The sequence below is a fragment of the Thioclava sp. genome (assembly GCF_048263065.1).
In the GTDB taxonomy this organism is placed as follows: domain Bacteria; phylum Pseudomonadota; class Alphaproteobacteria; order Rhodobacterales; family Rhodobacteraceae; genus Thioclava.
Map to the genome: position 1 here is coordinate 117,089 of NZ_JBLXEM010000004.1, position 20,831 is coordinate 137,919.

Annotated in this window: 14 protein-coding genes; 9 read left to right on the forward strand and 5 right to left on the reverse strand. The window is 59.8% G+C overall.

Features of this window, described 5'->3' with window-relative positions; translation table 11 throughout:
• Positions 1 to 415: 415 nt before the first annotated feature.
• Positions 416 to 1,996 (forward strand): helicase HerA-like domain-containing protein, encoded by a 1,581-nt coding sequence (locus ACN0SD_RS07710; RefSeq protein WP_417807647.1) that lies wholly within the window; start codon positions 416 to 418, stop codon positions 1,994 to 1,996.
• 3 nt (positions 1,997 to 1,999) lie between these two features.
• Here ACN0SD_RS07710 and ACN0SD_RS07715 read toward each other — a convergent pair whose 3' ends face one another.
• Positions 2,000 to 2,320 carry a DUF6477 family protein gene (locus ACN0SD_RS07715; RefSeq protein WP_417807648.1) on the reverse strand — a complete coding sequence of 107 codons (321 nt, stop codon included), beginning with the start codon at positions 2,318 to 2,320 and terminating at the stop codon, positions 2,000 to 2,002.
• A 213-nt stretch (positions 2,321 to 2,533) separates the two neighbouring features.
• On the opposite strand from ACN0SD_RS07715, the gene ACN0SD_RS07720 reads away from it, so the two are divergent.
• The 3 genes from ACN0SD_RS07720 to ACN0SD_RS07730 all read left to right on the forward strand — a co-directional run bounded on the left by ACN0SD_RS07720 (position 2,534) and on the right by ACN0SD_RS07730 (position 8,174).
• The gene (locus ACN0SD_RS07720; protein WP_417807649.1) at positions 2,534 to 3,670 is read left to right on the forward strand and encodes a DUF6456 domain-containing protein; all 1,137 of its coding nucleotides are present in this window, start codon (positions 2,534 to 2,536) and stop codon (positions 3,668 to 3,670) included.
• 1,036 nt (positions 3,671 to 4,706) lie between these two features.
• Positions 4,707 to 5,042: a hypothetical protein gene (locus ACN0SD_RS07725; RefSeq protein WP_417807650.1), complete on the forward strand. Its 336-nt coding sequence runs from the start codon at positions 4,707 to 4,709 to the stop codon at positions 5,040 to 5,042.
• Between the two features lie 39 nt (positions 5,043 to 5,081).
• Positions 5,082 to 8,174, forward strand: a complete 3,093-nt coding sequence (locus ACN0SD_RS07730; protein WP_417807651.1) for a M14 family zinc carboxypeptidase — start codon at positions 5,082 to 5,084, stop codon at positions 8,172 to 8,174.
• 129 nt (positions 8,175 to 8,303) lie between these two features.
• Here ACN0SD_RS07730 and ACN0SD_RS07735 read toward each other — a convergent pair whose 3' ends face one another.
• From ACN0SD_RS07735 to ACN0SD_RS07745, 3 genes are all read right to left on the reverse strand, one after another.
• A complete protein-coding gene (locus ACN0SD_RS07735) occupies positions 8,304 to 10,943 on the reverse strand; it encodes a M64 family metallopeptidase (protein WP_417807652.1) in 2,640 nt (879 codons plus the stop codon).
• Positions 10,930 to 11,364 carry a hypothetical protein gene (locus ACN0SD_RS07740; protein ID WP_417807653.1) on the reverse strand — a complete coding sequence of 145 codons (435 nt, stop codon included), beginning with the start codon at positions 11,362 to 11,364 and terminating at the stop codon, positions 10,930 to 10,932. The genes ACN0SD_RS07735 and ACN0SD_RS07740 overlap by 14 nt, the downstream gene beginning before the upstream one ends.
• Before the next feature lie 603 nt (positions 11,365 to 11,967).
• A complete protein-coding gene (locus ACN0SD_RS07745; RefSeq protein ID WP_417807654.1) occupies positions 11,968 to 13,344 on the reverse strand; it encodes a dipeptidase in 1,377 nt (458 codons plus the stop codon).
• A gap of 237 nt (positions 13,345 to 13,581) precedes the next feature.
• Between ACN0SD_RS07745 and hemA the strand changes: the two genes are divergently transcribed.
• The 3 genes from hemA (at position 13,582) to ispG (ending at position 17,374) form a co-directional block, all read left to right on the forward strand.
• A complete protein-coding gene (gene hemA / locus ACN0SD_RS07750) occupies positions 13,582 to 14,811 on the forward strand; it encodes a 5-aminolevulinate synthase (protein WP_417807655.1) in 1,230 nt (409 codons plus the stop codon).
• A gap of 120 nt (positions 14,812 to 14,931) precedes the next feature.
• The gene (locus ACN0SD_RS07755; protein WP_417807656.1) at positions 14,932 to 16,167 is read left to right on the forward strand and encodes a helix-turn-helix domain-containing protein; all 1,236 of its coding nucleotides are present in this window, start codon (positions 14,932 to 14,934) and stop codon (positions 16,165 to 16,167) included.
• 85 nt (positions 16,168 to 16,252) lie between these two features.
• Positions 16,253 to 17,374 carry a flavodoxin-dependent (E)-4-hydroxy-3-methylbut-2-enyl-diphosphate synthase gene (gene ispG / locus ACN0SD_RS07760; protein WP_417807657.1) on the forward strand — a complete coding sequence of 374 codons (1,122 nt, stop codon included), beginning with the start codon at positions 16,253 to 16,255 and terminating at the stop codon, positions 17,372 to 17,374.
• Between the two features lie 87 nt (positions 17,375 to 17,461).
• On the opposite strand, the gene ACN0SD_RS07765 is transcribed toward ispG, so the two are convergent.
• Complete coding sequence (locus tag ACN0SD_RS07765; protein ID WP_417807658.1) at positions 17,462 to 18,226, reverse strand: DsbA family protein; 765 nt, start codon at positions 18,224 to 18,226, stop codon at positions 17,462 to 17,464.
• Between the two features lie 159 nt (positions 18,227 to 18,385).
• On the opposite strand from ACN0SD_RS07765, the gene ACN0SD_RS07770 reads away from it, so the two are divergent.
• Both ACN0SD_RS07770 and ACN0SD_RS07775 read left to right on the forward strand, forming a co-directional pair.
• Positions 18,386 to 19,525 carry a pyridoxal phosphate-dependent aminotransferase gene (locus tag ACN0SD_RS07770; RefSeq protein ID WP_417807659.1) on the forward strand — a complete coding sequence of 380 codons (1,140 nt, stop codon included), beginning with the start codon at positions 18,386 to 18,388 and terminating at the stop codon, positions 19,523 to 19,525.
• A gap of 76 nt (positions 19,526 to 19,601) precedes the next feature.
• A complete protein-coding gene (locus ACN0SD_RS07775) occupies positions 19,602 to 20,828 on the forward strand; it encodes an N-acetylmuramoyl-L-alanine amidase (protein ID WP_417807660.1) in 1,227 nt (408 codons plus the stop codon).
• Positions 20,829 to 20,831: the final 3 nt, after the last annotated feature.

The following is a 20,831-nucleotide window of genomic DNA, read 5'->3' on the forward strand; positions in this document are numbered from 1 at the left end:
GGGCCAATATGGGGTCGTTTAATCACGGATAAGCGCGCAGCTGCCGATGATGGTGAAACGATGGCGTCTTGGGCGTGATATGGGGGCGTAAAAGTCGAAAGGGGCCACAGTGGACCCCTTCCTTATTCCCCCTGCCGGACTGGCCGACTTCGTTATTGAGGCGAAGCTATGGCGGAAATTTTTACAGGTCAACAGGCAATCGTGATGAATCGTGATCGGGCAGGGCGCGCGACATTAGGTGGCTCAAGCCACTGGCGCGCCTGAAAAAAGACCGCGCCAAAAGGGCGCGGTCCAGTCTGACAGGGAGGAAGTGCCCGATCCGCCAAAAGAACTTGGGGATGGGATAGGAACAGACTGGCGCAAAAGGGTTAATTTTGTATTGTCGGGGCAAGACAATTTGACAGAGGCGGCAAATATGACGGGTGTTTTGACCGAAGATGGGGTGTTTGTCGGCGGCGGTGGCGAGGGCTACGGCGTGCCGCAGCAGCTGACGTTGAAATATGGCAACCGTCACGGGCTGATCGCGGGGGCGACCGGCACGGGCAAAACGGTCACGCTGCAAATTCTGGCCGAGGGCTTTTCCAGCGCGGGCGTGCCGGTGTTTATGGCCGATGTGAAGGGGGATTTGTCGGGGATCGCGGCGGCAGGTTCTGAAACGGGCAAGCTGCACAAACCCTTTATGGAGCGCGCGGAGACTATTGGATTTGACTTGAACTATCGCAGCTATCCCACTGTTTTCTGGGATATGTTTGGCAAAAAGGGTCACCCGGTGCGCACTACGGTGTCCGAGATGGGGCCGCTTCTGCTCAGCCGTCTTTTGGGGCTGAACGATACGCAGGAAGGCGCGCTGAACATTGCCTTTCATCTGGCCGATAAAGAGGGTCTGGCGCTGCTCGATCTGGATGATCTGCGTGCGATGCTGCGCCATGTCGGCGAGCAGGCCAAGGAAATCGCGCTGGAGTATGGCAATGTCGATGTGCGCTCGGTCGGGGCGATCCAGCGCCAGCTTTTGGTGTTGGAAAACCAAGGCGGCGATCAGTTCTTTGGCGAACCTGCGCTGGAGCTGAGTGATCTGATCCGCACTGATTCCAATGGCATGGGCCAGATCAACCTGCTGGCTGCCGATCAGTTGATGGCAAGCCCGCAGCTTTACGCGACCTTCCTTTTGTGGCTGCTGTCGGAGCTATTCGAAGAACTGCCCGAAGTCGGAAACCCCGACAAACCCAAGCTGGTTTTCTTCTTCGACGAGGCGCATCTGCTGTTTGACGACGCGCCCAAAGCGATGGTGGACAAGGTCGAGCAGGTCGCGCGGCTGATCCGCTCCAAAGGGGTCGGGGTGTATTTCATTACGCAAAACCCGACCGATGTGCCCGATGGCATCCTCAGCCAGCTTGGCAACCGGGTGCAGCACGCGCTGCGCGCTTTTACCGCACGCGATCAGCGTGATCTCAAACGCGCCGCCGAAAATTACCGCACCAATCCGCGCTTTGACACGGAAATTGCGATCAAAGAGGTCGGCACCGGAGAGGCTGTGACCTCGTTCCTGCAATCCAAAGGCGTGCCGGGCGTCGTCGAGCGCACTTTGGTGCGTCCGCCGCAATCGCGCCTCGGCCCGCTCACCGATGCCGAGCGCGCCGATGTCATGGCCCATTCGGGCTTTGGCGCGAAATATGACACCACGGTCGATCGCGACTCGGCGCAGGAAATTCTGGCGCGCCGGGCGGATGCTGCGGCGAAAGAGGCCGCCGAGGCCGAGGCCAAAGCGAGCGCGCAATCGGGCGCGGCGAGCAAGCTGGATGACAGCTTTGCCGAGTTCAACAACGCCCGCCGCTATGAGCCAGCAAGCAAAACCAAACCGCGAAAAACCTCCACACGATCCAGCCGGTCCGATTCGGTTGTCACGACCTTTGGGAAATCTTTGGCCCGCCAGCTTGGCACCAAAACCGGGCAGGCTTTGGTGCGCGGGGTGCTGGGGTCGCTGTTTAAATCGCGCTAGCGTTCAGGGCAGGGTGGGTGCGCGTGGCAACAGGCGTGCCTCTGCCATGATCGCGATCAGCAGATCAATCTGACGGGTCAGAATATAGGTGGCTTCGCCTGCACGCCGCAGGGCGTCTTGTTCGGCTTCCAAGTCGATCAACTGAAATAGCGCGGCGCCGGGGCGGGGCAGGTCGGACGTATGCAACAGGCGCTTGAGATCGCGCTTGCGGCTATAGTCCTGCACCCCGAACCGTGCGGCACGCACCAATAGCGGCGGGCGTCGCAGCGCCTCAAGCGTCTGGCGCAGGTCGGGGATGAGCGGGGCGGTGATGGGCGCGGTCATGGTGATCTCCTGTGTTTGATGCATCTCACCTTTACTCAACCTATGCGGGTGTTGCGCGCGCGGGGGTTTCAGCGTGCGCATCGCAAGGATTTGTTTAGGAAGTTTAAGGAATTCTTTCCCCTGCCCGATTTATTAACGAACGGGTAACCAAAGCAACTCACGGTTGTATGAAACGGACTCGCCGGTTTGCCCCGGTGCTATCTGGGGGAACACATGAATTCGACCGCACCAAGCTTGGCGGATCTACCCGCTTGGCTGCCTGACCATGCCCGGCTATACCTGCGCCATGTTGAGCAGGGCGTGCCGATCCGGGCGCTTGCACGGGCCGAAGGGTGCGCCGCCTCGACCATTCTGCGCCGCGTGCGCGCGATAGAGGCACGGCGGGATGATCCGCTGGTCGATGAAGCATTGACGACGCTGGGCCGCACCACCGGCCCCAGCGCCGCAAATGAACCTGCGCCCCCTAATACAACCGTCCCTGATAAGGACGAACCGCCCATGACTGCCCCCTTCCGCCACACCGAGATACCCGCCGACGAAGCTGTTTTGATGCGCGAGGCCAAGCGTATCCTGCGCCGCCTGTGTGAACCCACCGCGCTGCTTGTTGTCGCGGCCGACATGGACAAATCGGTGGTGCTGCGTGGCACGGTGCGTACGGCGGTGCTGGAACGCGCTGTTGCGCAGGCGTTTGCGCTGAAAGATTGGATCGAGGTGGCCCATGAAGGGCGCGTCACCAGCTATAGCGTGACGCAGGCGGGGCGCGCAGCGCTTAAGCGGTTACTTGAACAAGAGCAACAGGTTGGCGGCGATAGTGAAGACGGCGCTCAGCCCTTTGGTGCGCAGCATCGCGACTTTGACAGCCGCGAAGGTGTCACGCCCGATGGACGGCGCCGCCGGATGCGCGTCAACCTTGCAGAAAGCCCCTTGGGGGTGCTGGCACGGCGGCGAGATAAGGATGGCGCGCCGTTCCTAAGCGCCGAGTTGGTCGCCGCAGGTGAACAGCTACGCGAGGATTTCGAACTGGCGCAGATGGGTCCGCGCGTGGGGCAGAACTGGGAACGCTTTCTGACCGGAGGTGGCGGGCGCGGGCAATATCGTCCCGACCTGACGCAAGGCGGCGGCGGGGCAGAGCGGGCGCGTGAACGCGTGGCGTTGGCACTGCGCGATCTTGGGCCGGGGCTTGGCGATATGGCGCTGCGCTGCTGCTGCTTCCTTGAGGGGTTGGAGACCGCCGAAAAGCGGCTGGGTTGGTCGGCACGTTCGGGCAAAATCGTTCTACGCATCGCGTTGCAGCGCCTTAAGCAGCATTATGACGAGACCTATGGCGGCGCGAGCCCGATGATCGGGTAAGGGGAAAGAGGGGCAGGGGAACTAGCCCGATCGATAATTGTCGTATCGTTGCCCGTGGGCTGGCGAGAGCAATAAAAAAGGGCGCGGAGGTAAAGCCGCGCCCTTGAACGCCCTCGTAATGCGTTGTGTCGCCTCACTTTGGTCCGATGTCGCCCTTTGTATTGGTCCTGACGTGGGCGGCGCTCGCCTCGCGCCAATCGCGAGGTGTTTCGGCCTGCAAAAAAGATTTGGGTTCAAGTGCGGCTTCGCGGAAAAGCGATCTGAGATTGTTTAGTCCACCCGATCTTTGCGCTGATCGCGGCGCATAGGTTGACCCCCTTTGGTGGCGAACAGCGGGTGCAGGGCTGAGATGGGGCGCGAGAAAGTAAGACACGTTTTGCAAGCGTCTCGCGGGCGCTCGGAAGTGCGGATGGGACTTGGCGCGGACACTGCAGCGGCTCTCGAGCCAGGCATTAGGCTCAGCGTAGCTTTTAGACCTTCGGTTTGGGCACAAAGAACCGCCGCCAGACAACGCTAACATGGTTCTCGACCTTTACCTTCTCCCGGCCCGACGCAGGAGTACAGGGCCGTTTACCAAGGCACCATTGGTTCGAGCCCCATGGACGGCGGTTTGACCAACAATGCCCGCATATCCGCTGGAGCGAGCCAATGGAACGCCGTTGACCTAGACGTCATGACGGCCAGACCTCACTGTCGTAGCTGTCCCGTGCCAAGCATTTCGACGGGTCTGGAGACGGCTCGGATTTACCAGAACGACCTGCCTTTCTGTGGGTATTTGTCCGAATCAGTAAGTGGATGGCATCCGGCTACCCATTATGATCGGAACTTGTTCCTAGCGCGTCCGAGGCCTTCGATAATGCCACTTGCGGTGTAACGGGCGGCGCGGTGTACGCGCAGACTCGCCCTTGAGTTTAGTTCGTTGGTAAAATTTACGCGCCAAGGGAGATTTTGTGATACGGTGATTGAATACGATCTGTCTCCGATCTCTTGCCACTTTATCGACTGGCGAGGGACAATTGCAGAAAGGCGTTTGGACATGGCTGATCCGAAGGGTAAGTCCACCGAGTCGAAAACTCCGTCATCGCCTCTGCGTCGGGCGATGATCACTACAAAGACAGCCCAAGACATGACGCGCCTTCTTGAAGAACGCGAGATTGAGACTGTAGGCCGTGGTCCGCGTCAGGCCCCCGATGGCACGTTTATCGCAAATGTCATCGCCAAGAAGGCGGTTCTTGACGACCTGTCAGCGGATCTCGCCACGATCGAGATTCAGCCAGAGAGCAAGATCCCCGCCGAAGAAAAGAAATCTGCCAGTGGAAACCGGTACAAAGAAGAGGGCGCCATTCCGCGCGGTCTAGGCCGCAAGGAGTAAGCCGTTCTTCTTGTCGTCACTAAGACACGGAGTCGCGCAATGGCCTATTTGAACAGTCTTTCAGAGCTCGAGACGGGTATTGCGGCACTGGTGTCGGCCTATCCGTCCACATGCACCGCCATAAACCTTCCCAATACCACCGCGCAGGCCAACACCGTGCGCGCGATGCGGATCGGCACGCCCGGCGAGAAGATCGGCGTGGCCTTTCTTGGGGGGTTGCATGCGCGCGAATGGATGCCGCCCGAGATATGCCTGTCCTTCGCGGCCGACCTTCTGGAGGCCCATGACCTCGGCACCGGTTTGGGCTATGGACCGGTCAGCTACACGGCGTCACAGATTGCCTCCATATTCGAGACCTATCACCTGTTCTTCGTGCCCAGCGGCAACCCCGACGGTTTCGACTACTCCAAAGCGCATGACGCCGTGGGCGGCAACGGGGGCTGGCGGCGCAACCGCAACCCCGCGCAAAGTGGGGGCAATGACAGTTGCATCGGGGTCGATCTGAACCGCAACTTCGACGTTCTGTTCGACTTTCAGACCCTGCTGTCGAACGCGGCCAATACCGGCTACATCTCGACCGATCCCTGCAATAGTGATCAGGTCTATCACGGGCCATCGCCGATGTCCGAGCAAGAGACGCGCAATATCGCCTGGCTGCTGGATACGTATCCCGAGATCCAGATATTTTTCGACATTCACAGCTATTCCGAACTGATCCTTTATCCTTGGGGCCATGATCAGGTCCAGAGCAGCAATGCCTCGCAGAACTTTCTCAACCCTGCCTTTGACGGCCAGCGTGGTGTGGCCAACGACGCCTACTCCGAATATATTCTCGCGCCCGCCCTAACGGCGCATGCGGATCTGGCAGAAGAAATCCGCCAAGGAATTCAAGGCGTCAACGGGCGCAACTACCAGCCTGACATCTCGTTTGGTCTTTATCCCACGACGGGGTCTGCCTCGGACTATGCTTGGGCGCGACACTTGGTTAATCCCGCGCTGACACGGGTCTATGGTTATACCATCGAAACCGGTAGGTCTTTTCGACCACCTTGGTCCGAAGCCGAGGACGTGATCTGCGAGGTATCGTCAGGGCTGACGCGGATGCTGATCGCCGCGCCCTGCGCCGTGTGGCCGCTTACCGTCACGCCCCCCAGTCCGCTTGAGGTCGAGTTCGCTGACGTGCCCGAGGGGCTTACGACTTATCGTGCTGTGGTTTTCGATGTTACCGGCTGCAGCGCCACCACGGTGCGCATCATATCTGGACCGACAGTTACTTCGGGACCGGCGGGCACGGTATTTGGCACGCCCAACGGCATGACGAGCGAGGTTGCCGACCCGCGCCCCGATTTCGAGACGGCGGATCAGGCGCGAATCTGGATTTCTTATACTGGCACCAGCGACGGCGACACGGCCCAAGGCACGGTGCGCATCCGCTGTGACGATACTGGTCAAGAGTGGGACGTTCTGATCCGGGCCAACACGCGCGCCCGTCCCACAGTGGCGGTGATGTTGGCGCTTGACCAATCGGGCAGCATGGATGGCCCCGCTGGCGATCTGGGGGCCACCCGGGTCGAACTGCTGCGCGAGGCAGCGGTGCGCTTTGCCGAACTAATCCCAGCGGGCAATGCCGTGGGTATGATCCGTTTTGATCATAACGCCTATCCGGTGAACGACCCGACCTATCCCGGCTTGGCAATAACGCCGATCATGAGCGACGACATGTCCGATCCTAACCGGACCTTGGCTCGCGCAGCAGCAAACGCCCATGCGACCAACCCGGCCGGGTTTACCTCTATCGGCAATGGCGTTCTTGAGGCGCGTTCGGTACTCGACCCGGTGGGGGGCTATGATGAAAAGGCGATGATCGTCTTCACCGACGGCATCGAAAATCGCGCCGCCTTCATCGCCGATGTCCTGAGCCAGATCGACGCGCGCACCTTTGCGATTGCGCTTGGCACCGAGGCACAGGTTAGCACCGCTGGTCTGATGGCCCTTGCCGGGGTTCGCGACGGCTATTTGCTTTTGACCGGGCATTTGAGCAGCAGCACCGATGACTACTTCCGGCTTACCAAATATTTCCACCAAATTCTCGCGGGCGCCACGCGGACAGACATCGTTCGCGACCCAAGCGGTCATATTGGCCTTGGGCAAACGGTGAAGATCCCGTTCCAACTCAGCGAAGCCGATGTGGAGGCAACCGCGATCTTGCTGGTGGACTTCCCCGTCATTCGGTTCAGCTTGCAAACGCCCGCCGGTGATCTGATCGACCCGGGCGTTGCCGGGGCGGCGGGGGCCACTTTTGCGACTGGCACGCGGATGGCCTATTATCGCTTTGGCCTGCCTTTCCCGCTAAAGGATGCGGGCGCGCATGGCGGCACTTGGCACGCCGTGCTCGAGATCGACGAAAAGCTTTGGAAGCGGTATTTCGACACGTCTGATTATGCCGCCGTGAATGCTGCGCAGGGAACCCATCCGCTTGGCGCGCGCTACAGTGTGGCCGTGCAGAGCTACTCCAATCTGCGCATGCAGGCGCGCTGCGATCAAACCAGCCTTGAGCCCGGCGCGAGTGTCACGGTGCATGCCAGCCTGAGCGAATATGACGTGCCTCTTGAAGGGCGCGCCAAGGTTCTCGCCCGGATCGAACTGCCGTCGGGTGGCACGCTCGCGCTGGCGATGACCGAGCACCTGCCGGGGAATTTCGAGGTCACGTTGAACGCCTCACAAGCGGGGCTTTACCGGATACAGGTCGAGGCCGCTGGCACAAGTCGGCGCGGCCTGCCCTTCACGCGCGAGCGAGCGCTGACGGCGGCGGTCTATCGCGGCGGTGACACCCCGCCGCCCCGCTCTGATCCCGGCGACCCCGGTCATGAGGCGCTTTGCCGCTTTATCCATTGCCTGCTGGCTCAGGACAGCATCTTGCGCCTTCTAAAAGAGAAGGGCATCGAGCCAGAGGCCCTGATGAAATGTCTGGATGTATTTTGCCGCTCAGCCGACGACGGGAAGGGCGAGACCGGAGGCAAGGCGGGCAGCTTGTCGCTTGACGCAAAGGCGACTCTGTCGGATCTGCTTAAAGATGGTTCACACGACGCGGCCCTCGCCGAATTTCTGCGCGACATTCTGTTAAAACGCTAAAAAGCGCGCGAAATACGATGGCGATGGGGGAAGTTAGACGGTTGCGGCTGTGCGCCACGCGACGACCTCACCGTCGCCACACGCACCTCCGAAGCCGGGGCTGCGCGCCATATGCCGACATAGGGCCGTTCATCCGTCAGTGCGCTTGGTCCGACAGATCTTGCTCAGGCAGCGCGCCAGAGAATTCCAATCGACGTCGATCGCCCCGGTCGAAGATGTAGTCGCGTCCTTGGGGTCGCGCTGGGTTCGAACGATACAGTCCAGCAGATCGCAATAGTCGGGGCGGGTATTACCATTCCCCGGCTTGGTCAAACCGATAACCGCGGTTAGCGTTTGCTCGCGGGTAAAGGGGCGTTCGCTTGTCGTCATCCCGAAGGCGCGAATCCGGAACCTGTAAAGCCCCGCCGCGAATTCGCTTATCGTCGCGACGAAGCGGCCCGGTTCGTTTGCGATCAGCGGGATCGAGATGGTGGTGCCGTCCGGGCGGGTCATCTCGGCCCAGACGCTGACCCCGTCGCTTAGGGGGCGCGCATATTCCGTAAGAACAGCGCTGAGTGTCAATGTGGCTCCCGGTTCAAGCCCTGACTGGGTCAGGTGCGCGCGAAAACTCAGGGTAGAATAGGCATGCACCAGCAGGCTGAAAGGCATTTGTTGCAGATATGACTGGGCCGCGACAGCATCGTCTTGAACGGTACCCATAAGCCGCAGATGCGCCTTCCATTGTCCGGCATGACCACCCTCAACGCCCACAGGCAACCCGATCCGGTAATAGGCGACATTGGGTGTGCGGATGAGATCGACGTTCGGTTCCATAATGGCCACGTTGGCATCAATGATCGCACCCGACGGTGTTTCGAGCCTGAAATCAACGGCGCGCGGCTCTTTCGCCAATAAAATCACGTCGATGCCGTAATCGGCTTCGGTCACCGAAAACGGAATCTGAAGCGGATCTTTGCGGGTCAGGATGCCCGTTGGATCGACGATGACCTCGGAATTGGTGATCCCCGCAAGAATCTGCAGGAAATATTTCTGTAACCGGAACTGTTCGCCCGGCGTGATCGCTCCGGTGATCAAAAGATATCCCGAATGCGTTCCGGTCAGGATTTCCAATTTTCCAACATCGACATTGGCAGGCGTTCCAAAGCCAATGCCGAAGGTATTGGCCGTGATCAGCCCCGCGACATCCTCGATCAATTCCGCCCGGTTTTCCTTACCATCAGTCAGCACCACCATAGCCTTAGTGTCGTAACTGCCCGCAGCATTCAGCGCATCCGTCCCCGCGACAAGCCCATCCCCGACTGAGGTGTTGCCACCGGGATTGAAGTCGGCACTATCAACTGCTGTCTTCACCGTGCCGCCGATCAGGGCGACGTCGCCAATGGGCTCGACAATATTTGCATCGCTGCTGAAGCGAACCAACCCGATTCCGTCCCCCGGCAGCATGACATCGACAAACGTCTTCACCGCTTGGCGCAGCTTGCTAATCTTGGCGGTACCGTCGCCAGCATCCTCGTTCATGCTCCCCGACCGGTCGAGCACCAACGCCGCCGCCGCAGTAGGTCGCGCGACGGTATTGGCCGTGATCGTCACGACAAACGTCTCGCCGGTTTCCACGGCCTCGATGGTGACTGTGCCGCTGGAACTCGCTCCTGCGGTCGTGGAGGTATAAGAAACCCAGATCTTGCCCTGCGTCATCGCCTGACCCGGCGAGACGATGATATTGCCACCTACGGGAAGACCGAAGCCGCCCGTCGGTCCGCTGATGACCTGCAATTGCAACGGCGCGCAGGACCCGACATCAAAGATGATCGCGCGATAGGTTGTTACCCCTGCGCCGCCGATGCCTTCTGGAATGTCGTGGAAATCGATGCTCGGCGTTGCAAGCGTGACGGTCACCGGAGCAATATAGGTTTGCAACACCTCACGGATACGCCTTTCGCAGACCGCGCAGAACGGTTGGGCGAGTTCTCGCATCATACATGTATATTCGGGCCGGTATAACCCGCAGGGCCAATAGCCTGCGCCCTCGAACGCGCCGACGGTGCCATCGGCGACCGGACTCGCGTCTTCGTTTGGTTCGTTGCAATTGCCGTTCGTCTGGGTCGGGACCGCTGTCGGCCCTGCAATCAGATCACCCCATTTGATCGTATCCTTGTCGGCATTGGCGGTAATATTGACGCGTGTCGGCTCGCTTCCGCCATAGGTGCCGACGCTGTCATAATCATATTCGTCGGCAAGCTGGAACCCGGCATGGCCAAGCTCGTGGATGGCAATCTCGACACCGCCTTTGCCGGTGATCGGGCTGAAGCCCAACGAATAGGTTCCCACCGAGCCCCCTGTGCCGCCATAAACATCGCTGTTCACGATGACGATTGCCTCGTCATACTCTGGCAGAAGATCTATCACCTCCTGCAGCACAAGCGAGGAATTGACCGTAAGCGCACGCTGGATCCCGCCCGAGCAGAAGGTCGCGTCAAAATAAGTATCGCGAAACACATTCGCACCGGTGCACTCGCCCCCGCCCGGTTCGTCAGCGCCGCTATCGGTCGAGGATACGTCTAACTGGTAGATGTTGATCCCGCACCACATGTCGCCAAACGGAACGGTATTGAACAGCTTGTCGATGAACTTGCTAACCTCGTTGTGGAATTTCGGCATCTCTGCGGCCCGAAACCCTTCGGCCACCAACACGATGTTCCAGCGCTCCGTCGCAGGCCCATGATCGACGACCTTGCTCAGGCCGATGACGGCCCCATCATTGACGCCCATGGCTCGGCCTCCCTTCCTTGCTGCGCGCAAGCAGCTTGCGCAGTTCAATCTTGAAGACAGCGTCTGCGGGGGGCGCGGTTTTTCCGCGTGCGTCGCTGGCATGGACTGTCAGCGTTTTGGCGTCGTCCAACAGGGGCATCAGGAAGCTGATCACAGCCTGCGGCTCCTCTATTCGAACGCGGCGCATTTCCTGTCGCTCTCCGGTAAAGATCTCTCGCAGGTCCAGTGGATTGCTTACATCGCGCCGAAATAGTTGACGCCCGCTCCCGTCTTCCAACGCCACCCAGGCACCAAATTCACCGTCTGACGCTTCCAACGGTTCGGAGGGTTGAAGCACCTTGTCGATCCGTGTCGCAGATTCCAAGCGAAAGGAACTCCCCTCTTGGGTAAGTACAATACGCAACGCTTTCTGAGCTGACATGGCGCCTCCTTCCCGTTTATCAAAGAGCAAATGCTGTCCAAGAACCGTGATGGTCGCAGGCGGAATTCCGTTCGTTCCCTGCTTTTTCTGTGGGTCATCGCGCTATTGCGTCCGAAGAACGGACCCGTTCGCGCCGACCAAGATAGTAGCTTCACGGATTAATCAGCATCTCAACGGCATTCGATCAGTCCGGCGTCACTGACGCCCATCAACTGAGAAACAAGAAAGAGGACCGAAGCACACGCATAGCGGACATCCGTCGAAGTCACTCAACCATAGCAGATTGCGCGACGCCTGTCTAAACAAGCTTTTCATCGAACCCCGATGCGCAGATGCGCTTGCGACAGCAAACTCAAGGCCAACCGGGTGCCCTAGGCCGTATATCGGTGCGGTTGGTCGTGCTCCGCAAGCCTCAAACCCCTTGTCTGGCAAGGCTGCATGGCCTTGAATGCTACGATCATTAGGCAAGTAGGGGGCGCTGCCCCTCTTTGATTCGCAAATTCACCCGGGATATTTCGACCAAGAAGAAGCAAAGCCCGTAGGATCTTCCTCTTGACGAAAATATCCCGCGGGGGTCCGGGGGCGCGAAGCCCCCGGCGCGAGTCACTTGGCGATGCGATCCAGAATGCGCGCCCATGAACGGATCCCCTTGTGAAAGCTTTTCACGTCATATTTTTCGTTGGGCGAATGGATCGCGTCATCGTCATTGGCGAACCCGATCAGCATCGCATCCATCCCGAGGATCGATTTGAAGTAATACGCAATCGGGATCGAGCCACCCATGCCGGTGATGACCGCCTCACGATCCCATTCATCCGACAGCGCCTGACGGGCTTGTTCGAATTCGGGGCGGTCGGTGTTCATCACGGCGGCCGGTGCGCCATCAAGATCATTGTCCCATGTGATTTTCGCATCTGTTGGCAGGTGCGCCTCGACATGGGCGCGCAGCGCTTTGCGCACATGATCGGGGTCCATATCGCCCACAAGACGGCAGGTGATTTTGCAATGCGCCTCGGCGGGAATCACGGTTTTTGACCCCGCGCCCTGATAGCCACCCCAAAGACCGTTGATTTCCAACGTCGGGCGCGCCCATTGCTGCTCCAGCGCGGAATATCCCGTCTCGCCATGGGCTTTGGTCATGCCGACGCTTGACAGATATTCGTGCTCGTCAAAGCCGCAGGTTTTCCACGCCTCAAGCTGCTCGGGGGCCACGTCATGCACGCCGTCATAAAACCCCTTCACCGCGACACGGCCCTGATCGTCGTGAAAGCTGGCGATGATCTTGGAAATCTCGCGCAGCGGGTTCAGCGCGGGGCCGCCGTAATGGCCCGAATGCAGGTCGATGCGCGGCCCGTGCAGGGTGAATTCCTCTTTGAGCATCCCGCGCAATTGCCCCGCGATCGAGGGGACGCCGGGCGAGACCATCGAGGTGTCGCAGATCAGCGCCAGATCGCAGGTCAACTCTTCGGCATTGTCTTTCATGAACGGGATCAACGAGGGCGAGCCTGATTCCTCTTCGCCCTCAAGGAAGATCGTCAAGTTGCCGGGTAACGTCCCGTTCACGGTTTTGTAAGCGCGGCAGGCCTCGATAAAGGTCATCAACTGACCTTTATCATCGGACGCCCCGCGCCCACGGATCACGCGCCCCTTGGGAGTGTCTTGCACGGCGGGTTCGAACGGGGGGGTATCCCACAGCTCCAGCGGGTCAACGGGCTGCACATCGTAATGGCCATAAAATAGCAGGCGCGGGCCGTCGCCACGGTGATGCGCGACCACCATCGGATGACCGGGCGTGGGGCGCAACTCTGCCTCAAAGCCCAGCGAATTCAATTCCTTGACCATCCACTCGGCGGCATCTTTCGTTTCGGATTTATACGCGGGATCGGTGGAAATCGACCGGATGCGCAGCAATTCAAACAACCGCGTCATCGCGTCTTCCAGACCGGAATCGATTTCAGTTAGCACGTCGTTCAGATCCATTCGGACCTCCTTTATTTTTGCTATAGCGTAAGGCGCAACACGGCGCTGTCCAGAGCGGCTGACATCAAGGCGCGACAAATTGTGGTGCGACAAATTGTGCGAAATGAATGTTTGCTTTTCGCGCATCTTTTAGACATTTTCGCCCCTCGGGAGAGAAATTTGACATCAGTCAAAGTAACGCTTGTTTAGTCTCTCTAGGACTAACCCCAGCGAACGGAATAGCAAGGGATGCGCAAGATGGATTATGACAAGGGGCTCGATCAGGCGATTGGCAAACTGCACGCCGAGGGTCGCTACCGCGTCTTTATCGATATTGAGCGGGAAAAGGGTGCTTTTCCAAAGGCGGTCTGGACCAAGGAAGATGGTACCCAGAAAGATATCACCATCTGGTGTGGCAACGACTACCTCGGCATGGGGCAAAATCCTGTCGTGCTGGACGCGATGCATGAGGCGCTTGATGCCACTGGCGCAGGCTCGGGTGGCACGCGCAACATCTCGGGCACTACGGTGTATCACAAGCGTTTGGAAGCCGAGTTGGCCGATCTGCACGGCAAGGAACAGGCGCTGGTGTTTTCCTCGGCCTATATCGCCAACGATGCAACCCTGAGCACCTTGCCCAAGCTGTTCCCCGGTCTGATCATTTATTCCGACGAGCTGAACCACGCCTCGATGATTGAGGGGATCAAACGCAATGGCGGTGAGAAGCGTATCTTCCGCCACAATGACATTGCGCATCTGCGCGAATTGCTGGCCGCAGATCACCCGGACGCGCCCAAGCTGATCGCGTTTGAGTCGGTATACTCGATGGATGGCGATTTCGGCCCGATTTCCGAGATTTGCGATCTCGCCGAGGAATTTAACGCGCTGACCTATCTTGATGAAGTGCACGCAGTGGGCATGTATGGCGCGCGCGGGGCTGGCATTGCAGAGCAACTGGGCGAGATGGATCGCATCGACATTTTTAACGGCACGCTGGGCAAGGCTTTTGGCGTGTTTGGCGGCTATATCGCGACCAGCGCCAAGATGGTGGATGCGGTGCGCTCCTATGCTCCGGGATTCATTTTTACCACCTCGATTCCGCCAGCAATTGCGGCGGGCGCCGCAGCCTCGATCGCGTTTCTCAAGACGGCAGCGGGGCAAGAGTTGCGCGACAAGCAGCAGTTGCACGCCAAAGTTCTGAAAATGCGCCTGAAAGCGATGGGGATGCCGATCATTGATCATGGCAGCCATATCGTGCCGGTGATCATTGGCGATGCCAAGCACACCAAGGCGCTGTCGGACATGCTGCTTGAGGAATTTGGCGTCTATGTGCAGCCGATCAACTTCCCCACAGTGCCCCGCGGGACCGAGCGTTTGCGCTTTACTCCTTCGCCGGTGCATGACCTTGGGATGATCGATGGATTGGTCAAGGGCATCGATCAACTCTGGTCGCGTTGTGAGCTAAATCGCGCCGAAGCATCAGCTTAACCGATTTCTGCAGGTGCACGGCTCTCCTGCTTGTGATAGGTCTTTCTTAATCGAAGTGGCTATGTGCCGCGAATCGAGACAGGCTAAACGGGCAAAAAAATTGGGGCAGGGACAAGCGGCATGATCGGGCGGAGGGCGAAACCTTCGACGCAGGACGACGCTAAGCCGAAGGGCTTTGACGATTTCGAACTGCGCCTAGGCGATGTGATGCGAGGCGAGCGTGCAACGCTTGCGAAATCGCTTTTGGATGTTCAGCGTGAGCTGCGCATCAAAGCTGCCTATATTGCCGCCATCGAAAGTTGCGATATCGAGGCCTTCGATACGCCCTCGTTCATCGCAGGTTATGTGCGCTCTTACGCGCGCTACCTTGGCCTTGATCCCGAATGGGCGTTCCAGCGGTTTTCAACCGAATCCGGATATCAACCGATTCACGGGATGTCATCGGCGGCCTCTGGTCCCAAACCGCAACGTCACCCGACCGATGTGGCCCATGCTTTGGCCAATCCGAACGCGACGTTTATCCCCAAGAAACAGGCGTTTTGGTCGCAGATCGAGCCGCGTGCTGTTGGCTCGCTGATGGTGCTGGCACTGATCGCTAGCGGGATCGGCTATGGCGGCTGGACTGTTCTGCAAGAGGTGCAGCGCGTGCAGCTTTCCCCCGTCGATCAGGCCCCCGGTGTGGTGGCTGATCTCGACCCGCTTGATTCGGTGACGCAGGTCGCGCAAAACGACACGCTGCCGGACACGCCGCAACCCGAGGCAACCGATCGCATCTATCGCCCCGCCGCGCTGGATGCGCCCGTGCTGATTTCACGCGACGGCCCGATTGCCTCGATTGACCCGAACGCAACGAACAGCTTGCTGCGCCAAGCTGCGGGCGCGATTGCCCCCGATTTGACGCCGAATTTCTCGGGTGTCGCACCGACCCAAGTTGCGAGTGCCGCTGGCCCTGAAGGTGATATTCAATCGGCAGTTGCCAAAGCGCTTGGCGCAGATGCGCCGCAAGTGGTGGTGATGGCTGTGCGCCCGTCGTGGGTGCGTATCAAATCCGCCGACGGCGCCACGATCTTTGAAAAGGTTATGGATGCGGGCGAACGCTTTGCGCTGCCCAAGCTTGCCGAAGCCCCCAGTATGCGCACCGGCGAATCCGGCGCGATCTACTTCGCGGTCAATGGCGTGACGCATGGTCCGGTCGGCAAACGTGGCGAAGTGACTAAGAACATCACGCTCTCGCCGAGCAACCTAGATGAAAGCTATCCGGTCGCCGATCTGGGGCAGGATAAGGATCTTGCCAAGATGATCGCGGTCGCTGATGCAGGCCCGATCAGCGCCGAGCCCGACGCCGCGCAGCAGTAATAAGCCGCTCACAATTATAGCCCAAGCGTTGCGCCTGCGCAGGGCTTGGCCTATGTCTGGGGCGAAATCCGCAAAGGAGGGGGCGATGTCGCTCAACCCGGTGCGCCCTTGGCGCAATATATACCGCCGCAAATCTCGTCAGATCATGGTTGGCTCCGTGCCCGTGGGGGGCGATGCGCCGATCACCGTGCAGACGATGACGAATACCGACAGCTCGGATGTGCGCGCGACGCTTGATCAGATCATTCGCGCCACCGATGTGGGCGCTGATATCGTGCGCGTCTCGACGCCTGATGAATCGAGCACCCGTGCGCTGCGCGAAATCTGCCGCGAAAGCCCGGTGCCGATCGTGGCTGACATCCATTTCCACTACAAACGCGCGATTGAGGCCGCCGAGGCGGGCGCGGCTTGTCTGCGCATCAATCCCGGCAATATCGGCGATGCATCGCGTGTGCGTGAGGTGGTCAAGGCCGCCAAGGATCACGGCTGTTCGATCCGCATTGGCGTGAACGCGGGCAGTCTTGAAAAGCACCTGCTGGAAAAATACGGCGAGCCATGCCCCGAGGCAATGGTGGAAAGCGGTCTCGATCATATCAAGCTGCTGGAAGATAACGATTTTCACGAATTCAAGATCTCGGTGAAAGCATCAGATGTGTTCCTCGCCGCTGCCGCCTATCAAGGGCTGGCCGAGGCGACCGACGCGCCGATCCACCTTGGCATCACTGAGGCGGGTGGACTTGTCTCTGGCACCGTGAAATCGGCGATTGGTCTGGGCAATCTGCTGTGGATGGGCATTGGCGACACGCTGCGTGTCTCGCTATCGGCCGATCCGGTTGAAGAGGTCAAAGTCGGCTTCGAGATCCTGAAATCGCTCGGCCTGCGCACCCGCGGCGTGCAGATCATTTCCTGCCCGTCTTGCGCACGTCAGGGCTTTGACGTGATCAAGACCGTCGAGGCGCTGGAACAACGTCTGGAGCACATTAAGCAACCGATGAGCCTGTCGATCATCGGCTGCGTGGTGAATGGTCCGGGCGAGGCGCTGATGACCGACCTCGGCTTTACTGGGGGCGGGGCTGGTTCGGGGATGGTCTATCTTGCGGGCAAGCAAAGCCACAAACTCTCCAACGACCAAATGATTGAGCACATCGTTGAACTGGTCGAAAAGCGCGCCGCCGAGTTGGATGCTGCGCAGGACGCTACCGAATAAAACCGCACGCAAAAACCGCAGACCTTTGGGCCTGCGGTTTCTGATCGGGTATCCGGGGGGCTTGGCCCCCCGTTTTCGTCTCGCGCGTTACTTGGCGGCTGTGGCCTTACGCTCTTCGGCCACGATCTGCGCCATCGCCGCTTCGGGAGCATAGCCGCGCAGCAGTTGATCGCCGATGACAAAGCCGGGCGTGCCCGAAATCGCCATGCGCTGCGCGAGTTGGTAATTGGCGCGCAATACCTCGGTCACCGAATCCTCGTTCATCCGTTTGACGATCGCATCGGCGTCGAGCCCCTGATCTTTGGCCAGCTTGCTCAGGCTGTCCACCGTCAGATCGCCGCGCATGGTCATCAGCGCGTTATGCACCTTTTCATAGGCCGCGTCGCCATCAAGCTGCTGTACCGCCACGGCAAAGCGCGAGCCCAGTTCGGATTGCTGCCCAAGGATCGGGAACTCTTTGATAATAAATCGGATATTGCCGTCATTCTTGAGCAGGTCATTGACCTCTCCGAACGCTTTTTTGCAATAAGTGCATTTGTAATCGGTGAATTCCACGATGGTGATATCGCCATCGGGATTGCCGCCGACCCAGCTGTGACCGTCGTCGAAAATGTCCTTAGAGTTGGTTTGGATCAACTGCGCATCATTGTCGGCCTGCTCGGCGCGCTGTTTGGTTTCCAGCTCGTTGATCGCCTCGACGAGAACCTGGGGATTGGCCATCAGATAGTCACGCACGGCGTCACCGAACTGGGTTTTCTGCGGCTCACTCATTTTCGAGAAGTCGAAGTCCTGCGCGGGGGCGGCGCTGGCAAGCGCTGCGAAGGCCGTGGCGGCCATAAGGGTGCGGAGCATCGGGCGTTTCCTTTGTTCGGTGCTGTTGCGCGTCAAACTGGCCTCTTGCGCGCTCAGGTTCAAGGGCTTGTGAGAGCGGTTGGACGTTACAGCGCATTGACGGGGCAGGGCGCAGGGCCTAACCCGCCCCGGTCGGTCAAAAAATCGGGAGATATGATCATGCGGCAGTCGAAACGTGGACAGGTCGAACCTTTTCTCGCGATGGATGTGATGCGGCTGGCTGCCGAGGCCGAAGCGAGCGGGCGCGACATTGTGCATATGGAGGTCGGCCAGCCTGCAACTCCGGCTCCTGCTGCTGCGCGCCGTCGTCTGGCGCAGGCGCTGGAAAAAGACGCGATGGGCTACACCGTGGCGCTGGGGCTACCCGAATTGCGCGCCGGGATCGCGGCGCTTTACAAGCGTTGGTATGATGTCGATCTCGATCCCGCGCGGGTGGTGATCACCTCGGGGTCGTCCGGGGCGTTTCTGCTGGCCTTCACGGCGCTGTTTGATGCGGGCGACAAAGTGGGTTTGGGCGCGCCGGGCTATCCCAGTTATCGCCAGATCCTCAAAGGGTTGTCGATTGAGCCGGTGAGTATCCCGACCGAGGTGCAAAACCGCTATCAGCCCACGCCCAGCGAAATTCCCGACGATCTTGCCGGGTTGATCGTGGCTTCGCCGGGCAATCCTTCGGGCACGATGCTTGGCGCGGAGGAATTGGAGGCGCTGATGAGCCATTGCGCCGCGCGTGATATCGCCTTTGTGTCCGATGAGATCTATCACGGTCTGCAATATGATGCCCGAGCAGTCTCGGCGCTGGAAATTTCCGACGATGTTTTCGTGATCAACAGTTTCTCGAAATACTTCTCGATGACGGGCTGGCGCGTGGGCTGGATGGTGGTGCCGCAAAGCCATCTGCGCACGATTGAACGTCTCGCCCAGCATATGTTCATCTGCGCGCCCCATGCCTCGCAGATTGCAGCCCTTGGGGCACTCGAAAGCCTTGATGAGCTAGAGCAAAACCGCGCCGCCTATGCGCAAAACCGCGCGATGATGCTTGAAGAACTGCCCAAGATGGGGTTTTCGCGCATCGCACCGCCCGACGGGGCGTTTTACATCTATGCCGATGTGTCCGCGTTGACAGACGATAGCGCCGCCTTCGCCGCCGAGATATTGGAAAAAGCGGGCGTGTCGGTCACGCCGGGGATGGATTTCGACGCCGAGCGCGGCGCCACCACGATCCGGCTGTCTTACGCACAAGCGCCCGAGCGCATCGCCGAAGGGCTGAAACGTCTGGCCGCGTTCATGGCCGCGCGCTGAGGCTTTGCCCCTCGCGTGCGGCTTCGCTATAGTGGCGCGCAAAAGAGCGGGACGGCGTGAAGGCAGGGCGACGGGCATGATCAGGCGGATTCTTATTTTTCTTGCGGCAGTTTGCGCGCTGGCGGGGCCAAGTCTTGCGCAAACGCCTGCGCAGGGGCTGTCGGCGCTGGCGCAGTTTGATCCTGCGCGTTCCAAGATCAGCCAAGGCGGCGGGCAGACCGATATTGCGCTCGGGATCAGCCAGCCGGTGCCGTATCGCGCCTTCCTTCTGGCCGATCCCTATCGGCTGGTGGTCGATTTCCGCGAAGTGAATTTTACCGGCCATGACCCGAAGACGCTGCTGGGCAAGGCCAGCACGATCACCGATCTGCGCTGGGGCGCGTTTCGCCCCGGCTGGTCACGCATGGTGGCGGAATTGTCGCGACCGATGGTGCTGGTCTCGGCCGAGGAACGCAGCGGCGACACACCTCAAATCCAGCTGGCGTTGCGCGCGGTTCCGGCGGCAGATTTTCAGGCTGAAAAAGGCGCGGCCGATAGCGCGCTTTGGGGTTTGCCCCAGCCCGCCGAAGTCGCGCTGCCCCATCGTCGTCAGGATGGCTCGCGTCCACTGAAAATCGTGATCGATCCCGGTCATGGCGGGCTTGATCCAGGCGCGCAGGATGGTGGCTTGCGCGAGGCTGACATCGTTTTGGGATTCGCACGCCAGTTGCGTGACAAGTTGCGCCGCGCGGGGATGACGGTGGTGATGACGCGCGATCAGGATGTGTTCGTTCCTCTTGAGACGCGGGTGACAGTGGCGCGCGCCGCCGGGGCGGATTTGTTCCTCTCGCTGCATGCGGATTCGATTGCCGAGGGGGTCGCGACGGGGGCCACGATTTATCGGCTGGGCGATCACTCCGAGGATGAGGCCACGCGCAAACTGGTCGCGCGCCATGATCGCGACGATATTCTGGCAGGCGTCGATCTGGAGGGGCAGGGCGATCAGGTCGCGCATATCCTTGTGGATCTGGCGCGGCGCGAGACGCAGCCGCGCTCGGTTCGCTTGGCGCAGGTTCTGGCAGGATCGATCAAGCACGAGGGGTTGAGGATGCACAAACACCCCGTGCAAGGCGCGAATTTCTCGGTGTTGAAATCGCCCGATATCCCGTCGGTGCTGCTGGAGCTAGGCTTTCTGTCCTCAGCAGCGGATCGCAAGCGGCTGCGCGATCCCGATTGGCGCGCGCGCATGGCCGATGCGATCACGCGCGGTGTGCTGAGTTGGGCGCAATCGGATGCCGCCGAGGCAAAGCTGCTGCGCCAATAGCGG

Bases quoted from the DNA above. Each gene is read 5' to 3' on its own strand.
- ACN0SD_RS07775 (WP_417807660.1), top strand. From the start codon at position 19,602: ATGATCAGGCGGATTCTTATTTTTCTTGCGGCAGTTTGCGCGCTGGCG.
- ACN0SD_RS07715 (WP_417807648.1), bottom strand. From the start codon at position 2,320: ATGACCGCGCCCATCACCGCCCCGCTCATCCCCGACCTGCGCCAGACG.
- ACN0SD_RS07770 (WP_417807659.1), top strand. From the start codon at position 18,386: ATGCGGCAGTCGAAACGTGGACAGGTCGAACCTTTTCTCGCGATGGAT.
- ispG (WP_417807657.1), top strand. From the start codon at position 16,253: ATGTCGCTCAACCCGGTGCGCCCTTGGCGCAATATATACCGCCGCAAA.
- ACN0SD_RS07710 (WP_417807647.1), top strand. From the start codon at position 416: ATGACGGGTGTTTTGACCGAAGATGGGGTGTTTGTCGGCGGCGGTGGC.
- ACN0SD_RS07730 (WP_417807651.1), top strand. From the start codon at position 5,082: ATGGCCTATTTGAACAGTCTTTCAGAGCTCGAGACGGGTATTGCGGCA.
- ACN0SD_RS07740 (WP_417807653.1), bottom strand. From the start codon at position 11,364: ATGTCAGCTCAGAAAGCGTTGCGTATTGTACTTACCCAAGAGGGGAGT.
- ACN0SD_RS07765 (WP_417807658.1), bottom strand. From the start codon at position 18,226: ATGCTCCGCACCCTTATGGCCGCCACGGCCTTCGCAGCGCTTGCCAGC.
- hemA (WP_417807655.1), top strand. From the start codon at position 13,582: ATGGATTATGACAAGGGGCTCGATCAGGCGATTGGCAAACTGCACGCC.
- ACN0SD_RS07735 (WP_417807652.1), bottom strand. From the start codon at position 10,943: ATGGGCGTCAATGATGGGGCCGTCATCGGCCTGAGCAAGGTCGTCGAT.
- ACN0SD_RS07755 (WP_417807656.1), top strand. From the start codon at position 14,932: ATGATCGGGCGGAGGGCGAAACCTTCGACGCAGGACGACGCTAAGCCG.
- ACN0SD_RS07720 (WP_417807649.1), top strand. From the start codon at position 2,534: ATGAATTCGACCGCACCAAGCTTGGCGGATCTACCCGCTTGGCTGCCT.
- ACN0SD_RS07725 (WP_417807650.1), top strand. From the start codon at position 4,707: ATGGCTGATCCGAAGGGTAAGTCCACCGAGTCGAAAACTCCGTCATCG.
- ACN0SD_RS07745 (WP_417807654.1), bottom strand. From the start codon at position 13,344: ATGGATCTGAACGACGTGCTAACTGAAATCGATTCCGGTCTGGAAGAC.